Source organism: Lysobacter sp. ESA13C, assembly GCF_019970005.1.
GTDB lineage: Bacteria > Pseudomonadota > Gammaproteobacteria > Xanthomonadales > Xanthomonadaceae > Lysobacter > Lysobacter antibioticus_B.
In genome coordinates, this window is record NZ_JAHXYK010000001.1 from 329,692 (window position 1) to 345,973 (window position 16,282).

The 16,282-nt window shown below is 60.4% G+C and carries 13 protein-coding genes; 9 read left to right on the top strand and 4 right to left on the bottom strand.

Annotated features, from left to right (window positions below):
* The first annotated feature begins 212 nt into the window (after window positions 1-212).
* A complete protein-coding gene (locus LC490_RS01530; RefSeq protein ID WP_223619060.1) occupies window positions 213-917 on the top strand; it encodes a helix-turn-helix transcriptional regulator in 705 nt (234 codons plus the stop codon).
* On the opposite strand, the gene LC490_RS01535 is transcribed toward LC490_RS01530, so the two are convergent.
* Window positions 914-1,816: a sterol desaturase family protein gene (locus tag LC490_RS01535; RefSeq protein ID WP_223619061.1), complete on the bottom strand. Its 903-nt coding sequence runs from the start codon at window positions 1,814-1,816 to the stop codon at window positions 914-916. The genes LC490_RS01530 and LC490_RS01535 overlap by 4 nt on opposite strands.
* Before the next feature lie 518 nt (window positions 1,817-2,334).
* Here LC490_RS01535 and LC490_RS01540 point away from each other — a divergent pair.
* The 5 genes from LC490_RS01540 to LC490_RS01560 all read left to right on the top strand — a co-directional run bounded on the left by LC490_RS01540 (window position 2,335) and on the right by LC490_RS01560 (window position 11,064).
* Window positions 2,335-5,157: an RHS repeat domain-containing protein gene (locus LC490_RS01540; RefSeq protein WP_223619062.1), complete on the top strand. Its 2,823-nt coding sequence runs from the start codon at window positions 2,335-2,337 to the stop codon at window positions 5,155-5,157.
* A gap of 81 nt (window positions 5,158-5,238) precedes the next feature.
* The gene (locus LC490_RS01545; RefSeq protein ID WP_223619063.1) at window positions 5,239-8,478 is read left to right on the top strand and encodes an Ig-like domain-containing protein; all 3,240 of its coding nucleotides are present in this window, start codon (window positions 5,239-5,241) and stop codon (window positions 8,476-8,478) included.
* An 8-nt stretch (window positions 8,479-8,486) separates the two neighbouring features.
* Window positions 8,487-8,711 (top strand): hypothetical protein, encoded by a 225-nt coding sequence (locus LC490_RS01550; RefSeq protein WP_223619064.1) that lies wholly within the window; start codon window positions 8,487-8,489, stop codon window positions 8,709-8,711.
* Window positions 8,712-9,544: 833 nt separating this feature from the next.
* On the top strand, window positions 9,545-9,913 hold the full coding sequence (locus tag LC490_RS01555) for a hypothetical protein (RefSeq protein ID WP_223619065.1): 369 nt from the start codon (window positions 9,545-9,547) through the stop codon (window positions 9,911-9,913).
* A 527-nt stretch (window positions 9,914-10,440) separates the two neighbouring features.
* Window positions 10,441-11,064: a hypothetical protein gene (locus tag LC490_RS01560; RefSeq protein ID WP_223619066.1), complete on the top strand. Its 624-nt coding sequence runs from the start codon at window positions 10,441-10,443 to the stop codon at window positions 11,062-11,064.
* A 205-nt stretch (window positions 11,065-11,269) separates the two neighbouring features.
* Here LC490_RS01560 and LC490_RS01565 read toward each other — a convergent pair whose 3' ends face one another.
* From LC490_RS01565 to LC490_RS01575, 3 genes are all read right to left on the bottom strand, one after another.
* A complete protein-coding gene (locus tag LC490_RS01565; protein WP_223619067.1) occupies window positions 11,270-11,950 on the bottom strand; it encodes a TonB family protein in 681 nt (226 codons plus the stop codon).
* A 110-nt stretch (window positions 11,951-12,060) separates the two neighbouring features.
* Window positions 12,061-12,522 (bottom strand): hypothetical protein, encoded by a 462-nt coding sequence (locus tag LC490_RS01570; protein ID WP_223619068.1) that lies wholly within the window; start codon window positions 12,520-12,522, stop codon window positions 12,061-12,063.
* A gap of 178 nt (window positions 12,523-12,700) precedes the next feature.
* The gene (locus LC490_RS01575; protein ID WP_223619069.1) at window positions 12,701-13,354 is read right to left on the bottom strand and encodes an energy transducer TonB; all 654 of its coding nucleotides are present in this window, start codon (window positions 13,352-13,354) and stop codon (window positions 12,701-12,703) included.
* A 385-nt stretch (window positions 13,355-13,739) separates the two neighbouring features.
* On the opposite strand from LC490_RS01575, the gene LC490_RS01580 reads away from it, so the two are divergent.
* The 3 genes from LC490_RS01580 to LC490_RS01590 all read left to right on the top strand — a co-directional run bounded on the left by LC490_RS01580 (window position 13,740) and on the right by LC490_RS01590 (window position 16,267).
* On the top strand, window positions 13,740-14,741 hold the full coding sequence (locus LC490_RS01580; protein ID WP_223619070.1) for a M23 family metallopeptidase: 1,002 nt from the start codon (window positions 13,740-13,742) through the stop codon (window positions 14,739-14,741).
* Between the two features lie 126 nt (window positions 14,742-14,867).
* The gene (locus tag LC490_RS01585; RefSeq protein WP_223619071.1) at window positions 14,868-15,236 is read left to right on the top strand and encodes a hypothetical protein; all 369 of its coding nucleotides are present in this window, start codon (window positions 14,868-14,870) and stop codon (window positions 15,234-15,236) included.
* Between the two features lie 755 nt (window positions 15,237-15,991).
* Window positions 15,992-16,267: a hypothetical protein gene (locus LC490_RS01590; RefSeq protein ID WP_223619072.1), complete on the top strand. Its 276-nt coding sequence runs from the start codon at window positions 15,992-15,994 to the stop codon at window positions 16,265-16,267.
* Window positions 16,268-16,282: the final 15 nt, after the last annotated feature.

A 16,282-nucleotide genomic window follows, 5' to 3' on the forward strand; every position in this document is an offset into this window, starting at 1 on the left:
TGAGCCTCGGCGGCGACGGCGCCAGAAGAAAGCACATTGCCCGCGCGACTCTGCCAAGCCGCCGATGGAACGCGTAAGCGACACAGTCAGGACCCGGTCCCGGGCACGGCGAGGCAGCGGCATCGGCATCGGAACGAACGCTAGACTGACAGCGCCATCCAGATTGTCTGCCGATACCTTCGCCTTCACTCTCCATTCCGACGCCATCGACCGTGCCCGACGCCTGCATCACCGCACCGCCCGCCGATCGCGCCTGGACCGGCACCCTGCTGCTCGGCGAGCACCTCGCGGTGCTGCAGGGCCAGGCCGGCGGCAGCGATCGCCATGCCCATTACGCGCACCAGTTGTTGCTCAGCGATGGCGCGCCGTGGCAGGTCGAGATCGACGGCGAACCGCGTACGGGCCAGCGTCTGTGGCTGCCCTCGTTTCGGCCGCATGCGGTGCTGGCCGCGCCGAGCGAAGGCTGCACGGTCTATCTCGAACCCGGCCATGCCAACGTGGAAGCGATCCTGCAGCGATTGCCGCAGCTGCCGGCCCGGCTGCCGGCGCTGCAGCCCTTATTGCCCGAGTTATGCCGGGCGCAGCCCCTCGACCGTCGCCTGCAGGCGGCCATCGCCGAGGTCGTTGCGCGTCTGCCCGACAGCGTCTGCGCCACCGACATCGCCGAGGCCGCGCATCTCTCGCCGAGCCAGCTGCATCGTCGCTTCCAGTCCGACCTGGCGATCACCTTGCGCGGCTGGGTCTTGTGGCGACGCCTGCATCATGCCTTGGCGCGCTTCCTGGCAGGCGACAGCCTCACCGCCAGCGCGCACGCGGCCGGTTTCGCCGACTTGCCGCATCTGTCGCGCAACTTGCGGCGCATGTTCGGCATCGGCGCGGCGCAGTTACACGGCTTGCAACTGCAGGCATATCGCTAACCGCGCCGAACACGCGCCTGCAGCAGTTCGGTCGGCAACGCCGGCACATCGCCCTGTGGCAGCGCGCGGAACGGCGCCAGCAACTGGCCGGCATAATCGCGCGGATAATCCGGCTGAGTGCCGATCCCCAGGTCGCGGCCGCCCAGTCGATAACCGGGCGCATCGAACGCGGTGCCCAACAACCGATCCCAAACGGTGAAGAACAGGCCGAAGTTGACGTCGCCGGCGGCGCCGTAGCGCAGATGGTGGAAACGATGCAGCGGCGCCCACGCCATCAGCCGGCCCAACAGGCCCGGCCGCATGTCGACGTTGGAATGCTGCAACAGCAACTGGATGGCGATGGCGAACGCAAGCACCGCCGCGACCGGATACGGCAGGCCGAGCAGCAACAACGGCAACACCCCACCGACCGCTTCGACCGCCTGATGCAGCGGATGCTTCATCAAGCCGTTGAAACCGTACATGCGGGTCACGCTGTGGTGCACCGCATGCAAGCGCCAGAGCCAACCGATGCGGTGACTGGCGTAGTGCATGAGAGTAACGCCGAGGTCGGCCCCGATGACCGCCAGCGATAGTTGCAACGCGAACGGCCAGTGCGTGGGCCACCATTGCCACGGCATCCACGCCGCCAACAGCGGAACGGATGCGATCGACAGCAGATTAAGCGCCTCATTGACCACCGCGTGCGCGACATCGCGAGCCCGGTCGCCATGGTCTTGGTTGAAATGCGGGTCGTACGGCCAACGGCGTTCGGCCAGAAAGGACAGCGCCACCGCCAGACCCAGCAATGGCAACAGCCACAAGGCAGGGCCGTGGCGGTAACCGACCCACCATGCGGCCGTGCCGACGAAGCCGAACAAAAATAGCGGCGCATACCAGCGCAACATCCAGTCTTTCATCTTCAACCCAGGCATCGACGAGGCCAGCATGCTGGCCCCGACGCTGGGCTTGCGGCTTGGATAAACCGCGCATGTTGGTGGCGAATTGCAGCCTGTGGACTGAGTGGCCATCCGAGCTACGAGCAGGAGGCACCGAGCGGAAGCGGAACGATGATTCGCCGGGAGCGAATCTACGCCGAATCAGAATTTCCCTACATCCGCCCGGGCAGTTCCTGCACTAAGCTCGCCGGCACCTCCAAGCCGATATCCGATCAGAAGAAAGCACATATAGCGCCATGCTTTTTTACCGGCTATAAGCAGTTTCAGATCGCCCCCAATGCGACCGGGTATGCCGCCAGAGCCGATCGGCCGTTGCGGACACACCGTCACCGGCTAACAATCCGGCCACGAATGCCAGGTGGATAGGGGCAAGTCACCGGGGCTGTCCAGGCGAGCACGAAGCATCAACTGCAGCAGGAAGCACACGAGCACAAGGACTGGGCATTTTTCGCCGACTGAAGACGAATAGATCAATCCCAATGCGTATCCGCAGCCATTCAAAGCCGCGGCTTCTCAGCGCTTGGGACAAGGTGTTGTTGTACTGGGAATCCGTTGATCGACAGAGCCGCCCGGTAAGGGCGCAGAAAGGGGACAGCATGAAGGGATCGATCGAGCGGCGCGCAGCTTGCGTGCTGGCCGCTGCCGTGGTTATTGCGATGGGGACGGCACACGCCCGTACGCCGGTCGCGCCGCTGGAGGAGTACTCCAAACGCGTACGTTCGGCCGAGATGGTCAGCCCACTGCAGTCCGATCTGATGGGCGAAAGCGTGAGCCTCTACAACGGCTCCACCGAATTCGTCGCGACCGATATCGATCTTCCGGGCAACAACGCCCTTCCCGTACGCCTCGGCCGGCGTTTCAAGGTCGAGTCGCGCAAGGAGACAGAAGTACTGGGCGGCTTCGGCGCCTGGGATATCGATGTCCCTTATATGTATGGCGTGTTTCCAGCAGGGTCCAAATGGAACGTGTCGGGCACGGGCACTACCCAGAGATGCTCGCAGGTCTGGTATCCGGACGTCGGAGCCCCCTTCAGTACCGCCGACATCTGGAGCGGGACCTACATGCATATTCCAGGAGGCGGAGATACCGAGATGCTTCTGCTCTTGGCGAATACCGTCGTCCCCAATGACGGAGCTACCTACAAATGGGGTTCCCGGTCGGACCATAGATTCCGCTGCAAGCCCAATACCAGCAACGGCTACCCGGGCGAAGGCTTCATCGCCGTCGATACGCAGGGCAATCGCTATACCTTCGATGTGGGCATCGAACGCGGAGCCCCGGTCGTCAGCAAGTACGGATCCGAGGACGGCAGCGCCATGATCGGGCGCGTCAAGGTCTTCCTGATGGCCAGCCGGGTCGAGGACAGACACGGCAACTGGGTCGCCTACAACTACTCGGGCGACCAGCTCGCCAGCATCACCTCCAGCGACGGCCGATCGATCCAGCTCGGCTATACCGACGGACGGGTGTCCAGCGCGACCGCCGATGGGCGCCAGTGGACCTATGAATACGCGACGCAGACGATCGGCGACTATTACCCCAAGAAGCTCTTGTCCCGGGTGGTGCAACCGGATGGATCGTCCTGGCAGTACCGCATCTATGGCGAGAACGGCACCATCAGCAATGCCCTGCTGCTGCCCCAATACCAGGGCCTCGACGCCAATCTGCGTTGTGCGCAACCCCTCGAGCCGGTCGACATGCTCGGGGTGCAGATTACCCACCCCTCGGGCGCCTTGGGCACGTTCCGATTCAACTTCATGCGCCATCTGAAGAACGGCACGCCTGCCAACGCCTGCGTATTCGATCATCGCGACAACATGGGTAACGAGTACTACTCGCTGGGCATCCCCGAGTATTTCGACAACTACTCGTTGGCCACCAAAACCATTGCAGGGCCCGGCTTGCCGGCCATGCAATGGACTTACGAGTACGAAGTTCCGCAGGAATTCGGCCGCGTCAATCAGATACCTTGCACCTCCTGCCGCGACTGGAAGCGGGTCTGGGTCACCCAGCCCGACGGTAGCGTTCAGGAGCAGAAGTATGGGGCGTTGTGGCTGGTCAATGACGGCCGCCTGCTCGGCACGACCATCAAGAAGGCCGATGGAACCGTGCTTAGAACCCAGACCTCCGAATACGTGTCCGAAAGCGAGATATCTTCGATGCCGTTCCCGGACATCTACGGCGTCCTGACGGGTTCCGACGACTCCAGCTCCGTCCGTATTCGCCCGATCAGGCGCAACACCATCGTGCAGGACGGCGTCGAGTTCAGTTCATACGTCAACCAGTTCGACAGCTTCGCCCGGCCTGTCGCCGAGAGGAAGTGGAGCTCGCTCGGCCCCTCGAAGGTGCAGACCACCGCTTATCACGACAATCTGACGAGTTGGACTTTGGGGCAGGTCAGGTCGACCAGTATCGACGGCGTAGTGAGCGAAGAAACCCTCTATCACTCGACGACCGCGCTGCCGACGGAGATCCGCTCCTTCGGCAAAACCATCCAGACGCTGGTTTACAACCCGGATGCGACGCTGGAGAGCGTGGCCGACGGCCTGAATCAGAGGACCAGTTTTTCGAACTGGAAACGCGGAGTGCCGCAGAACATCAGCTACCCCGGTGGCACGTCGCAATCCGCAGTCGTCAACGACAGAGGCTGGATCGGCTCGGTGACGGACGAAAATGGCTTCGCCACCAATTACGGCTACGACGCCATGGGACGTCTGGCCAGCATCGCCTATCCCGCCGGCGACAGCACGGCATGGAACCCGGTCTCGCTGTCGTTCCAGCAGATTGCCGCCGATGAACATGGCCTGCCTGCCGGACACTGGCGCAGCAGTCGTGTCGAAGGCAACAAACATATCAATTTGTACATGGACGCCCTGTGGCGGCCGGTACTGGAAGAGCAGCACGACGCTGCCGACACGGCCGGGACCTTGAGCCAGGTCGTCAAGCGTTACGACTCCAACGGCCGGCTGAGCTTTCAGTCCTATCCGCTACGGAACGTCGGCAACTTCGGCGATATAACTCAAGGCACCCGAACTTTCTACGATGCCCTCGACCGGGTGACACGCGTGGAACAAGACAGCGAACTGGGCGTCCTGGCCACGACCACCGAATACCTGGCGGGCTTCCAGCGACGGATCACCGACCCGCGCCAGAAGGTCTCCACGCAACGGTTCCAGGTCTTCGACCAACCATCCTATGACGCACCCCTGGGCATAGATTCGCCCGCAGGCGTGTCGACGACCATCAATCGGGACATCTTCGGGAAGCCGCTGGAGATGATTCGTTCCGGCCCAGAAGGCTGAGTACGCACTCGTCGATACGAAGACTGAAGCTCGCAGCGATTTCGAGCGTTCCAGTGCCCAGGACCTGAAGGACCGACCCCGATGCTGTACTCAATGATTTCCCGACTGCTGCTGACGCTGTTGTTGATCGGCGCGGTCACCGATGCCAACGCCACGTACGTCACCATGACGTCCTCGGAATACGGCAACGTCGTAGCGCCTGCCACCGTGACCGTCGGCGTCAACGGATACAACGACGACGACGGCATTCCGATCCAGCAGGTCAACCTGTTCCATAACGGGCAGTTGATCGCAAGCAATCCGTACGGGCTGTCGCACACCTTCACCGGCCTGCAGATCGGCACGCATCACTTCACCGGCCAGGCCGTCGCGGACGGTGCTGGGGCTAGCGAGACCATTACGATCCAGGTCATCGCACCCGGCGGCAATCTCCCAACGGTGACAATCAACGCTCCGACTGGTGGCCCCTTCATCGCTCCGGCGACCATGACCTGGACCGCAAACGCCTCGGACTCGGATGGGCAAGTCGTTCGGGTCGAGTACTACGCCAATGGCAACCACATCGGCACCGCGACCAGCGCACCTTATGGGATCACCGTAAACAACGTCGCCGTCGGCACCTATTCGGTCTATGCGAAAGCCGTCGACAACAATGGTGGAGCCACTTCATCCGCACCGGTATCGGTCACGGTAACTCAAACGGAAGTTACCGGTTCCATCGATACCGTCGGCCTGGCCAACGGTGAGTACAAAGTCTTCGGCTGGGCCTGTTCGACCGGCAGGAATCAGTCCATCGACGTGCATATGTACGTGGGAGGCGCCTACGGCACCGGGACATTCGTCGCCGTGCAAACCGCGAATCAGCCTAGCGAACCCGCGGTCGCGGCAACCTGCCACGCTCAAGGCACGGCCTACCGCTTTTCGATTCCGCTGACGCCGACAATGCGGCAGGAACATGCCAACAAGAAAATCTATATTCATGGCATCTCGCCGGAAGGTGGTTCTAGCCCTCTATTAAACGGCTCAGCTGTATACAGCGTGCCTGCCCCCTTGGCGCTGGCGCGTCGTTACGTGTACGACCAACATCAGCGCCTTTGCAAAGTGATCGAACCGGAGACCGGCTCGACCGTGATGGAGTACGACGCAGCCGGCAACCTGGCATGGTCCGCCAGCGGGCTGAACCTGCCCAGCACCACCGCTTGCAACCGCTCAGAGGCCCAATCTTCCGGCCGTGCCATCGGACGCGGTTACGACGTCCGCAACCGCCTGACCGCCCTGAATTTCCCCGATGGCCGCGGCAACCAGATCTGGACCTATACCCCGGACGGACTGCCTCAGGTACTGACGACCTATAACAGCGCCAACCAAGGCGACCCGGTCGTCAACGGCTACAGCTATAACCGGCGCCGCATGCTCGAGAGCGAGTCGGTCAGCCGCGCGGGCCTTCCCGCGTCGACCGTCATCCACGGCTATGACGCGAACGGTAATCCGAACCGTACGACCTATCCCAGTGGCATGGTCGTCGAGTATTTGCCCAATGCGCTTGGCCAGACCAAGACGGTTCGAGATACCTCCGGCCAAGTGTATGCATCGGATATCGGCTACTACCCGAACGGCGCGATCCAGACGTTCCGTTACGGCAACGGCATCCAGCACACGATGACCCAGAACGCCCGGCAGTTGCCGGCGCGCAGCACCGACGCCGGCGTGCTCGATCACGAGACCGGATTCGATGCCGCCGGCAACGTCTCGCAGATTCTGGATCGCTTGAGGGGCGACCACTACAGCCGCTGGATGGCCTATGACGACCTGAACCGGCTCACGGCCGCTGGCTCCTGCAGCTTCGGCGGAGACTGCTGGCATCGCTTCAGCTACGACGCCCTCGACAACCTGCGGACCTGGTCGCTGGGCGGCGTCAAGGATCGCCGCTATCACTACGATCCCCGCAACCAACTGATCAACATCAAGAATGCAGATGGCCAAAGCATCATCGGCCTGGGCTACGACGCACAAGGCAATCTGTCGAACAAGAATGGCGTGACCTACGATTTCGACTACGGCAATCGCCTGCGCGAAGTCAAAGCAGCCGCGTCGCCCCCTGCTTCAACCTGCACCTCCGGCCCAGGCTGCCTGGGACCGTCCGAACCCGGCGACGGTGGCGGAACCTTCATCCCGGACGACAGCACGCCCGCGCCAACCGCTTCCACCGGGATTCTGGAGCGCTATCTCTACGATGCCGGCGGCCTACGCGTGTTGACCGCGGGGGCCAATGGGAACGTAACGAGTCACTACGCAAAGTCCGGCCAGTTGGTACGGCGCGTCAACGAGGCAACCAGCAAGGAAACCGAGTACGTCTACCTGGCCGGCAGCCAGCTCGTCCAACGCGAGCGTACGGGCGCGGGTGCATGGGCAGTCAAGTATCAACATACCGACGCCCTCGGTAGCCCTGTTGCTGCGACAGACGCGAACAGAACGGTCCTCGATCCGACCGATTGGGAGCCTTATGGAGCCGCCGTCAATAAGCCCGCCTATGACGGCGTGGGATACACCGGTCATGTCATGGATGGCGCGACTGGGATGACTTATATGCAGCAGCGCTATTACGATGCGGATGTCGGAAGGATGCTGTCAGTTGACCCGGTATCAGTAGACATAACCGTTGGTGCGAACTTTGGTCGTTATGTTTACGCCAATAACAACCCCTACAGATTCACGGACCCAGACGGCCGGCAATCACGTGATCTCGAGAACGAATATAGGCATTCTGGCGCCAGCCCGCCAAAGGGAGGAAATGGTCCAAATCTGTTAGCGTGGGGAGTTGCAGAGGCCCTCTGTGGTTTTTGCGATCTGAGTTACACCGCTCCATCAGGTAGCGGAGCAGTCGAGTCTATAGCGGCCCCCTGGGAAGCGTTGATCCCGACTCGCGCTCTGCTTTCCGTCGCCGGTCGAGTTGCTGCAAATGGCACTGCAAGACTTGCAGACAATGCACTTGTTGTTCGTGGCGGTTCCCCCATCGGAGCAAATTCGGTTGAAGGCCTTGCAAAAGGAATCGGCGACCATCCATCAGGAGTCAGAGGATTTTCTGCTGAGAGCGCAAATGGAGCCACTCTATGTCAGCTCTGCTCAAATGTCGCTCACAATCAAGTGGGGGTAACTACAGCCGGTCAGATCCGCGCGAGCGGCGGCGAAGTAGTGCGAACAGCCGGGAAGTCACCAACACATGTAACGGTTAGCGGGCTGAAACCAGACAGGGCTAACCAGCTCTTGACACCAACACGTGATAACCCTGTGCCAAAGTTAGAGCGCCGGAACTTTGATTGAGGTGATTTATGATTATCTACGCGGACTTTAATAACTTCGACCCGGACGGCTTCATCCGCCTAAACTGCTCAGGAACTGAAAGCGATCTTTCTAATCATTCGCTCACCCTAGTAGATGGAATGGAGTTGACTGTCTCTGACGGCGATTTAACTGCCACCATCATTGTCCGTGCGCCGAGCCCGGAGGGCGTGTGGCGAGGCGAAATAGTTGGGGCGATTCGTGGACAAACGTAGAAGTAGATATCATTTTCGGGCATAGGCCCACCGAAAGGAGGCTATAGGCCAGTCATACTACGGAGGCTTCTAATGAAAAATCCGATAGTTCTTATCGACAATGGAGATGTTCTACTCTTTCGGACGGCACATGATCTCGAGCAGTATGTCGAATCTCCTGACATCTCCGGATATGTTGCTTATGACTCCGAAGGAATGCGTCTCAGGCTAATTTCGAGTTCAGATAATTCTGAAACCAGACTGATAAAGCCGGTCCACTCTGTTCTCCTTAATAGATCCGACCCAATCGAGTACGCGGCTGAAGATTTGCAGCAAGAGCTCGCTCAGTTCCTACAACGATTAGGGGTTAGTGCTCGCGACCAATCGCTGGAATCGCTAATAGCTGCTGTCGAGAAGAGCATCGGCTATACAGATTAGACGAAGTTATCTATCTACTTACGCACAAGCCACTACCTGGCGGCTTGTGCGTTCAATCCGCTACGGAACAAGCAGGATTGGCCGCGACAAAGCCGTTATTGATGGTGCATAGCTAATTGCGGGTTATTGCTTAACTGCACAAGCCTGGATAGTCATGGTTCACCGAGAAGGTGCAGTCTCATCCTTGCCGTAACGCATGGGCAAGTGCAGAACAGTGCGTACGAGCTTCCGAACGGCGTCACCGCGCGAGCCATGGACCCTTCGGGTCAAGCTCCACGAAGAAGGTCATTTGACCACGCGAATGGCGGACCAGTTACACCTGAAGGTGCAGTGCCGCACCTTCCATGGGGAGCTACAACCGCAGAACGCCGGAATTACGTCGGGGAAAGAACACATGTGGAGCAACGAGATTAAGCATGAACTCGAATAGCATGGAAATGCTAGCTCGGCAGCTCCCGCTCGTGGCTAGGAATGTGACCTACACGGATCCTTGTCTCCTGATTCACGGCCATGGATGGCATCTGAGGCTGCTGACCGCGTGGCGAGTACTCAAGACAGGGAAGTTCCTGATGGGATCTGACGAGGTCGACGTTCCTTCACTTCAATCGGTTCTTGTCGGAAACATGATCGTTGAATGCCGCAGCCAGAGCTCCACTGCTGGCTTCGATCCGGCGCTGGTATTCGCCACGGGCCACGTACTGGAAGTCTTTTCCGTGTCGGCTCTTGAGCCGTGGATCTTCAGCATTGATGGCGTCGGACCTTTTGCAGCTTCCCCGTCGGCCTAATAGGACAAGCTCACTCCCTGGCAGCGCATGAAGCTCAAGACCCTCGTCGCGCCGCCCTTTTTGGCATCGATTTTTGGTGCTAGTTACTATTCGCGATGCAACTGGTTTCTATCAGCAAGGAGTCAAGCATTTGTGCGGCGGAGTTCTGTTTGACGACCGACCTCGACTCGTTCAGTTCCGACCGAGAAACAACTTTCAACCTATTGGCCCAAGAGTGCAGGCACACGAAGGCACACATCTCTACTGTTACTTGAGCGATATAACAATGACCCCGTTGCCCCCGAGTACTCGTTGGCCCAGTGGTGATTACATTGAAATGGCGATCCTGCAACTGGATGAGTTGCTGCTAACCACCTATTTCGGCGGAAAGCTTTTAGAAGGCGATGAGGCAGGTCTCGGACCATGGAGATCCATCGGTGCCCAACTAAAGTCTGGCTCCATCATTGAGCTAATTTCCTTTCTTCATCAGCCGGCAGGACAATTCACTTTACGCCTCGATTCCGCGAGTAAACGGGAAGAGGTGATTGATGAAGTCATTGACTCTCTTAGCTTGGACCGTAGCGCTGTTCTTTGGGTGGCGCCGAGCAGAGGCGGCGGGCGTAACTAGCTCGTTCGATGGATGGCACTATGAGGATTTTTTGAAGTACTCAGGAGAAGGCAGGGCCACAATGGGTCAATTGATAGAGCTAGTGTTCGAAGCGGTTCCGGTAGGCGCGCTAGAACCGTTTGTAGCGGAGCTCCTTTCCACAGAGCCGCCTTTTGATCTTTCGGCAAGCGAATTTGAGATGGAGGCCGGTGCTCACCTGGGTGATTATATTTCCGTCTTCAGTTCAGCACAGCCGCCCTCTCCTGGGATGTTGAGCTTAAGAACAAATAGACTTTTGATTGGCGAGGCTTCAATTTCCCAGCCCTTAGTCCAGTTGATCTGTGCGGAAGGGGTTACCGATGCTCTGATCATCTTCGAGTGGAAGGACACGACTTCTGCATCGGGGCAGACGGCGACATCACTGAGACATGGAGCGGAACGGTTGGCGCTCAAGTACGGAGTTCGCTCTTTTGCGTGCGGGTACGAGCCGGTTTCTGACGGCGCCACTCTCATCTTTAGCGGCAGGATGGAAGGGCCGCTTTGGGATGCATACGCATCGCGCTAACCTGGAGGTTGCGTAGGGCGGGCTTGATTCCGCCCTACGCCAACTGAAGCTCCACGATTTGGCAGCACCCGCTCGCGAACTTTATAAGTCAGCGCATTGACCGCGGTGGAGACAGGCCGATCTCCGAATGTCGATTCGTTTACCGCTGGTGCGATCCAGATCGAGCCCCTGCTCACACCGAACTCACTGCCCCCAAGACGCTGCGTCAGCGAGCGGGCTCGCCTTTGCCGTAACGCATCGGCAAACGCAGAATCGTGCGCACGGGCTTGCCGTCGAGCAGCGCCGGCTCATATTTCCAATTCTCCGCGGCATTCACGGCTGCGTAATCGATATCCGGGTCGCCGCTGGTGGTTTCGACCCTGACCGCATGCTTCCAGCCGTCTTCTTCTAGCAGCACCAGCAACACGACCTCCCCGCTGAGCCCGTTCTCGTCGATGATAGCGGGCCACCGCGGCGGGGAGCGCTCTACCGACGACGGCTCGGGTCGGGCCGGGGTGTCGGGCATGAGCTGGGTCCAGCAGCTTTCGTGCGCTTCGAAATCCACCGGAATACGGATCTTGTCCGCCACTTTCCGGCCCTGCTCGTCGCTCGCGGGGCTGTAGCCCCACCGGCGCGAGGCTTCCAGCGCGGCCCGGTCGAGATGGGCATTGCGACTGGACTTCTCGACGACGGCATCGATGAAACGACCATCGGCATCGACGTCGATGATGATGACCGCCGTGCCTGAGGCGCAGGTGTGGATCGCCTGCTTGGGATAGACCGGGGGATGGCGGAACTTCGACATCCGATCCACGCGCGCATCGATGCTTGGGACGTCTTGCGCATACGCTCCGTTCGCGAAGAATACCAGTACGCCCACCAGCGCGCCGCAACATATAGGCTTCATGAGTTCAATCCACAGACTGTAAAATAGCAACTCGCCCCCTCAAACTGCAGCGATGGGCAGCGACCAGACGCCCTCTTGAAGGGACGGTCGATCGGCAGGTCCCGAGCGAATCACTCGGGATAAGGACCGATGAATCCATCCACATTTCGTAAGCGAATCTTCGTTACGGCACCAAGGTCAAAATCAGATAGCGGCACATTTTGGATTATTTTCTCCGCCGCGGCCTCTGCGAAGGTCGCCGGTTGCAAGGGAGTCGCGACGAGCTCGTAGCAGCCGCTTTCCTCTTTTGTCGCTCGGTGCACATCGCGCCAATCAAATACAAAGAACCCGCGCTCTGCCATCGCGATGAAGTCATCCGGCCTGGGAACTTCGACGTGAAGCTTCACGCCAGAGACCTCAGGAAGGTCGAGAATCGCTCTCTCGATATCGCATAGCATCTCGCCGCTCTTGCCGAGCAGGCTCTTCGGAATCTGACCGCCCCCGGCAGTGACGAAAGCCGCCAGGCGACCCTTTTCATCACGCCCGATCCACACGAAATCAAAGCCTGCTGGATAAATCTGATTTTCTTCCATCCTGTTCAGCACCGTTGAATTTGGCGGTTTCTTTCCGAAAGGAATCGGGCATATCGAAGATTTCTCACTACGCTAAGACCTCACGGGCTTGGATAGAAAATAACTCGAAGCGCCCCATGACCGCCGACACGTGGATTCATACGTTCAGTTCAGGACGGATGGAGCGCTCAGAGAGGCTTTAGCGGGCTTCTTGCTGGCCGTACGGCAATGGCAGCTGCAGCAAGGACCGCACCGGCTTGCCCTTCAGCGTCGCCGGCTGGAACTCCCAATCGAGCGCTGCGAGCATGGCCGCCTGGTCGATGTCGTGGTCGCCACTGGATACGCCGACTTTCACGTTCTTCCTGGTGCCGTCCTTGTCGACCTGGATCAGCAGCACGACCAGGCCGCTCAGATGTTGCTCTGCGACGATCGCCGGCCATTTCGGCGGATGCTCCTTCAATGAAGCGGCCGCGAGACGGGCTTCCACGTCCGGGGCGGCCGTCCAGCACCCGTCGTACTCGGCGAAGTCGACCGGTATGCGCACCTTGCCGGGTACGCGCTGGTCGTTTTCCGTCGCCGGGTTGTATTTCCAGCGCTTGCTCGCCTCGATGGCGGCTTGATCGAAATAGGCGTAGCCGCTGGAACGTTCGACCACGGCCTGGCTGCGCTGACCGTCCTTGTCGATATCGATCAGCAAGACCGCCGTGCCGGCTACGCAGGCCTCGATGGCTTCGCGCGGATACACGGGCGGGTTCAACCGGTACGAGGATATGTCGATGCTGGCGCCGATGTCGGTGGCTCCCTGAGCCCGCGCATCGGCAGTGGCGAAAGCCAGAAGCACGCCGACCATCATCCACTTGCCTGTCTGTCTCATGAGTCCGTTCCTTGGGTTCGCGTCCTGCGCGGACGTCCGGCGTTCACTTTGCTCACGAAGACTAACATACCGATAACAAACCACCGCTTTCGGCCGGTATGACGACGCTGCTGCGGCGCATCCGCACGGCATCGAAGCGATAGAGGGAATCGCTGGAAGCGCGGCCGCCGCCTGCCGCGTTCTGCGTTTTCCTGTTTGCGCATCGATCGCCTACTCGCGTCGAGTTCCACGACGAACGTTCGACCGATTCTTCTGGCTGGCATGCGTGTCGAATTTGAGACAGGCGGCGCTGTCGCAGTTCCGCGATCGCGCTAAATCGCGATCTAGAGCATCAGAGAAACTGATGCGATACAGGAGCTGCGATATGAAGCGCTATCTCTTGCTCATCCTGCTGTCCGCACTGCTTCATGCAACGACTGCGCATGCACTGGATGCGCGCAAAGCCGGCGCCGATCTGACTGCCGCGTTCTATGCGAAACGAATCGATACCGTATGGGATAGCTTCGGCGCCAGAATGCAAGGCGCACTCAAGACCCGCGACGGCCTCGCGAGCTTTCGCGATCAGATCGACACTCATCTGGGCGTCGAGCAGACCGTCCTCGAAGAGTCCGTTAGCGAAGACCCCCTCGCGAGCGTGTACAGGCGCCGGGTCCGGTTCGAGAAGTCTCCCGATATCTACCTGGTTATCTGGTCGTTCGCGAAGGATGGCGAGGTCGCCGATTTTTCCGTCGTCCAGGAGCCGAGAACGCCGAAACAGGCCGCTCCGAGCAAGCACCTCGATTATCGGACCAAGACCGCGCTGCAATTGCCGTTCGAGGAAGAGTTCATGGTGTTCTGGGGCGGCCGCACGCTCGAGCAGAACTACCATGCCGAATTCGTCGGCCAGCGTTTCGCCGCCGACCTGGCCATCGTTCGCGGCAGCGCCACTCATGCCGGCGATGGACTTCGCAATGAGGATTACTATTGCTTCGGCAAGCCGATCCTGGCGCCGGGCGCGGGCGAAGTCGTCGAGGTGGTGGACTACGTCGCCGATAATCCGCCCGGCAAGTTGAATGCCAGGGACCTGACCGGCAACCGCGTCATCATCGATCACGGCAACGGCGAGTTTTCGATGCTCGCCCACCTTCGCAAGGGCTCGCTGCGTGTGAAACGGGGCGACCGCGTGGATGCCGGCGACCGTCTGGGCGAATGCGGCAACAGCGGCCATTCCTCGGAAGCGCATCTGCATTATCAGTTGCAGGACGGCCCGAAGTTCAACGGCTCGACCGCGCTGCCCGCGCAGTTCACCCACTACCTCGCCGATGGTGCGCCGGTGACGCGAGGCGAGCCTACCAAGGGGCAACGCATTCGCCCATCGTCCCAGTAATGCCTGTTTCAATCACCGCACGACATACCCACCGAACGCGGATTGTCGCCTTGAAGCCGGACCATGGCCGGCATGGGGCGCCGTCCGCGTTGTGCTCATCAGTCCACGACCGAAGCGGGAACCTCCATGAACCACGAAACCAGGGATTGGGCAGGACTGCAGAAGGAAGTCGGCTTCGAGTACAAACTCAGAAGGCTGTCGGAAGAGGTTTTCCGCGTGGTCGAGTGGACTACGCTCGTCGCCGCCGTAGGCTATGTCGGAGCGAAATTCGGCAGCAACCTGCTCACCTATGCGTCCTATGCGCTCGCGGTACTGCTCTCGATCTACATCGGCAATCGATCCGTCTACATCGTGGCGGGACTGCAGAAGGCATCGAAGGTCAGCGGCACCGGATGGAGGTGGAGGGCACTGTTGGCCGCGCCCATTACCTTCGCCTCCATCTGGCTGATCGTCTCGATGATCGGCTATCTGGTCAGGGCGCAAGGCGCTGCGTAGCGAATCGCGGCGACACCGGACCGCCCCCGAGCAACGGCCGAACAAACTTCGGCGAGCCTGACCCGATGCTTGCCCGCTGTCCGTCAGTGCGCAGCCCAACACTTTGCGCCCCTCGAATTGAGCGATGCGATGCGCTCGTCTCGCACGATCATCGACCGCGGCAATGACGTGGCCCCGACGCTCGCCCACCTTCGCGAAGGTTCGCTGCGATTGAAGCGGGGCGACCGCGCGAACACCTTCGACCCTACGGGAAAAATCCGGACGACTTCGAGATCGCTCTTCCGGCCGAAACGGTGTCGTTCATCGCGCTCCGGGTTTCGGTATTCGTGACTCGCGCTTGAAACCTGTGTGTCGAAATGCGCAGCGGTTTTCCATGCCTCGACGCTAGCATTCTTACAGCACGATCCCTCCATGTGATCTTCCACACCGTCCCGAGTCGAGGCAAGCACGCTCGGCCGTTGTGGCGACCGCGGTCGCCGGTGCGCGGTCCTCGCCCATCCCAGCCTGGTGCCAGGGCAGGCCAAATGGACACTGCCCTGTTCCGGCCGGCGCGACCAAGGCTCGATGCCGCTTCCGGCTCAGCGACACGATCGGCGCCCCCGATCCTCGACCGGATCGCGCTCGGCCCCCTGCGCTGGGCGGAGGTTTCACAGCTGTGACATTTAGCCCAGCAACTTGCGTCTTCCGCGCTCCGGCAAGCTATTCTCCACGCCAGGAGCAACAAGAGGGGGCGCGACGGTCGAGTCGCCAGGACAGTGCAGTTTTACGACGTCATCGAAGAACAGCCTGGCGCCTGGTGCGTGCGCGCGGAAGCGTCCGATGTGCCGCCGGTGGCGTACTCGTCGCGCGCCGATGCGATCGCCGGCGCCTGCCATGCCGCCAAGACGCATTACCAGGAGCAGCAGACGACGACCGCCGTGCGCCTGATCCATCCGCCCGACGCACCGGAGATCATCGTGCGCTATCTGTCGCCGGCGGAGCTGGATGCGCTGTGCTGGTTCGGCGACGCCAGCGGCCCCAGCAGCGGCTGATCGCAGCCGCTGTGT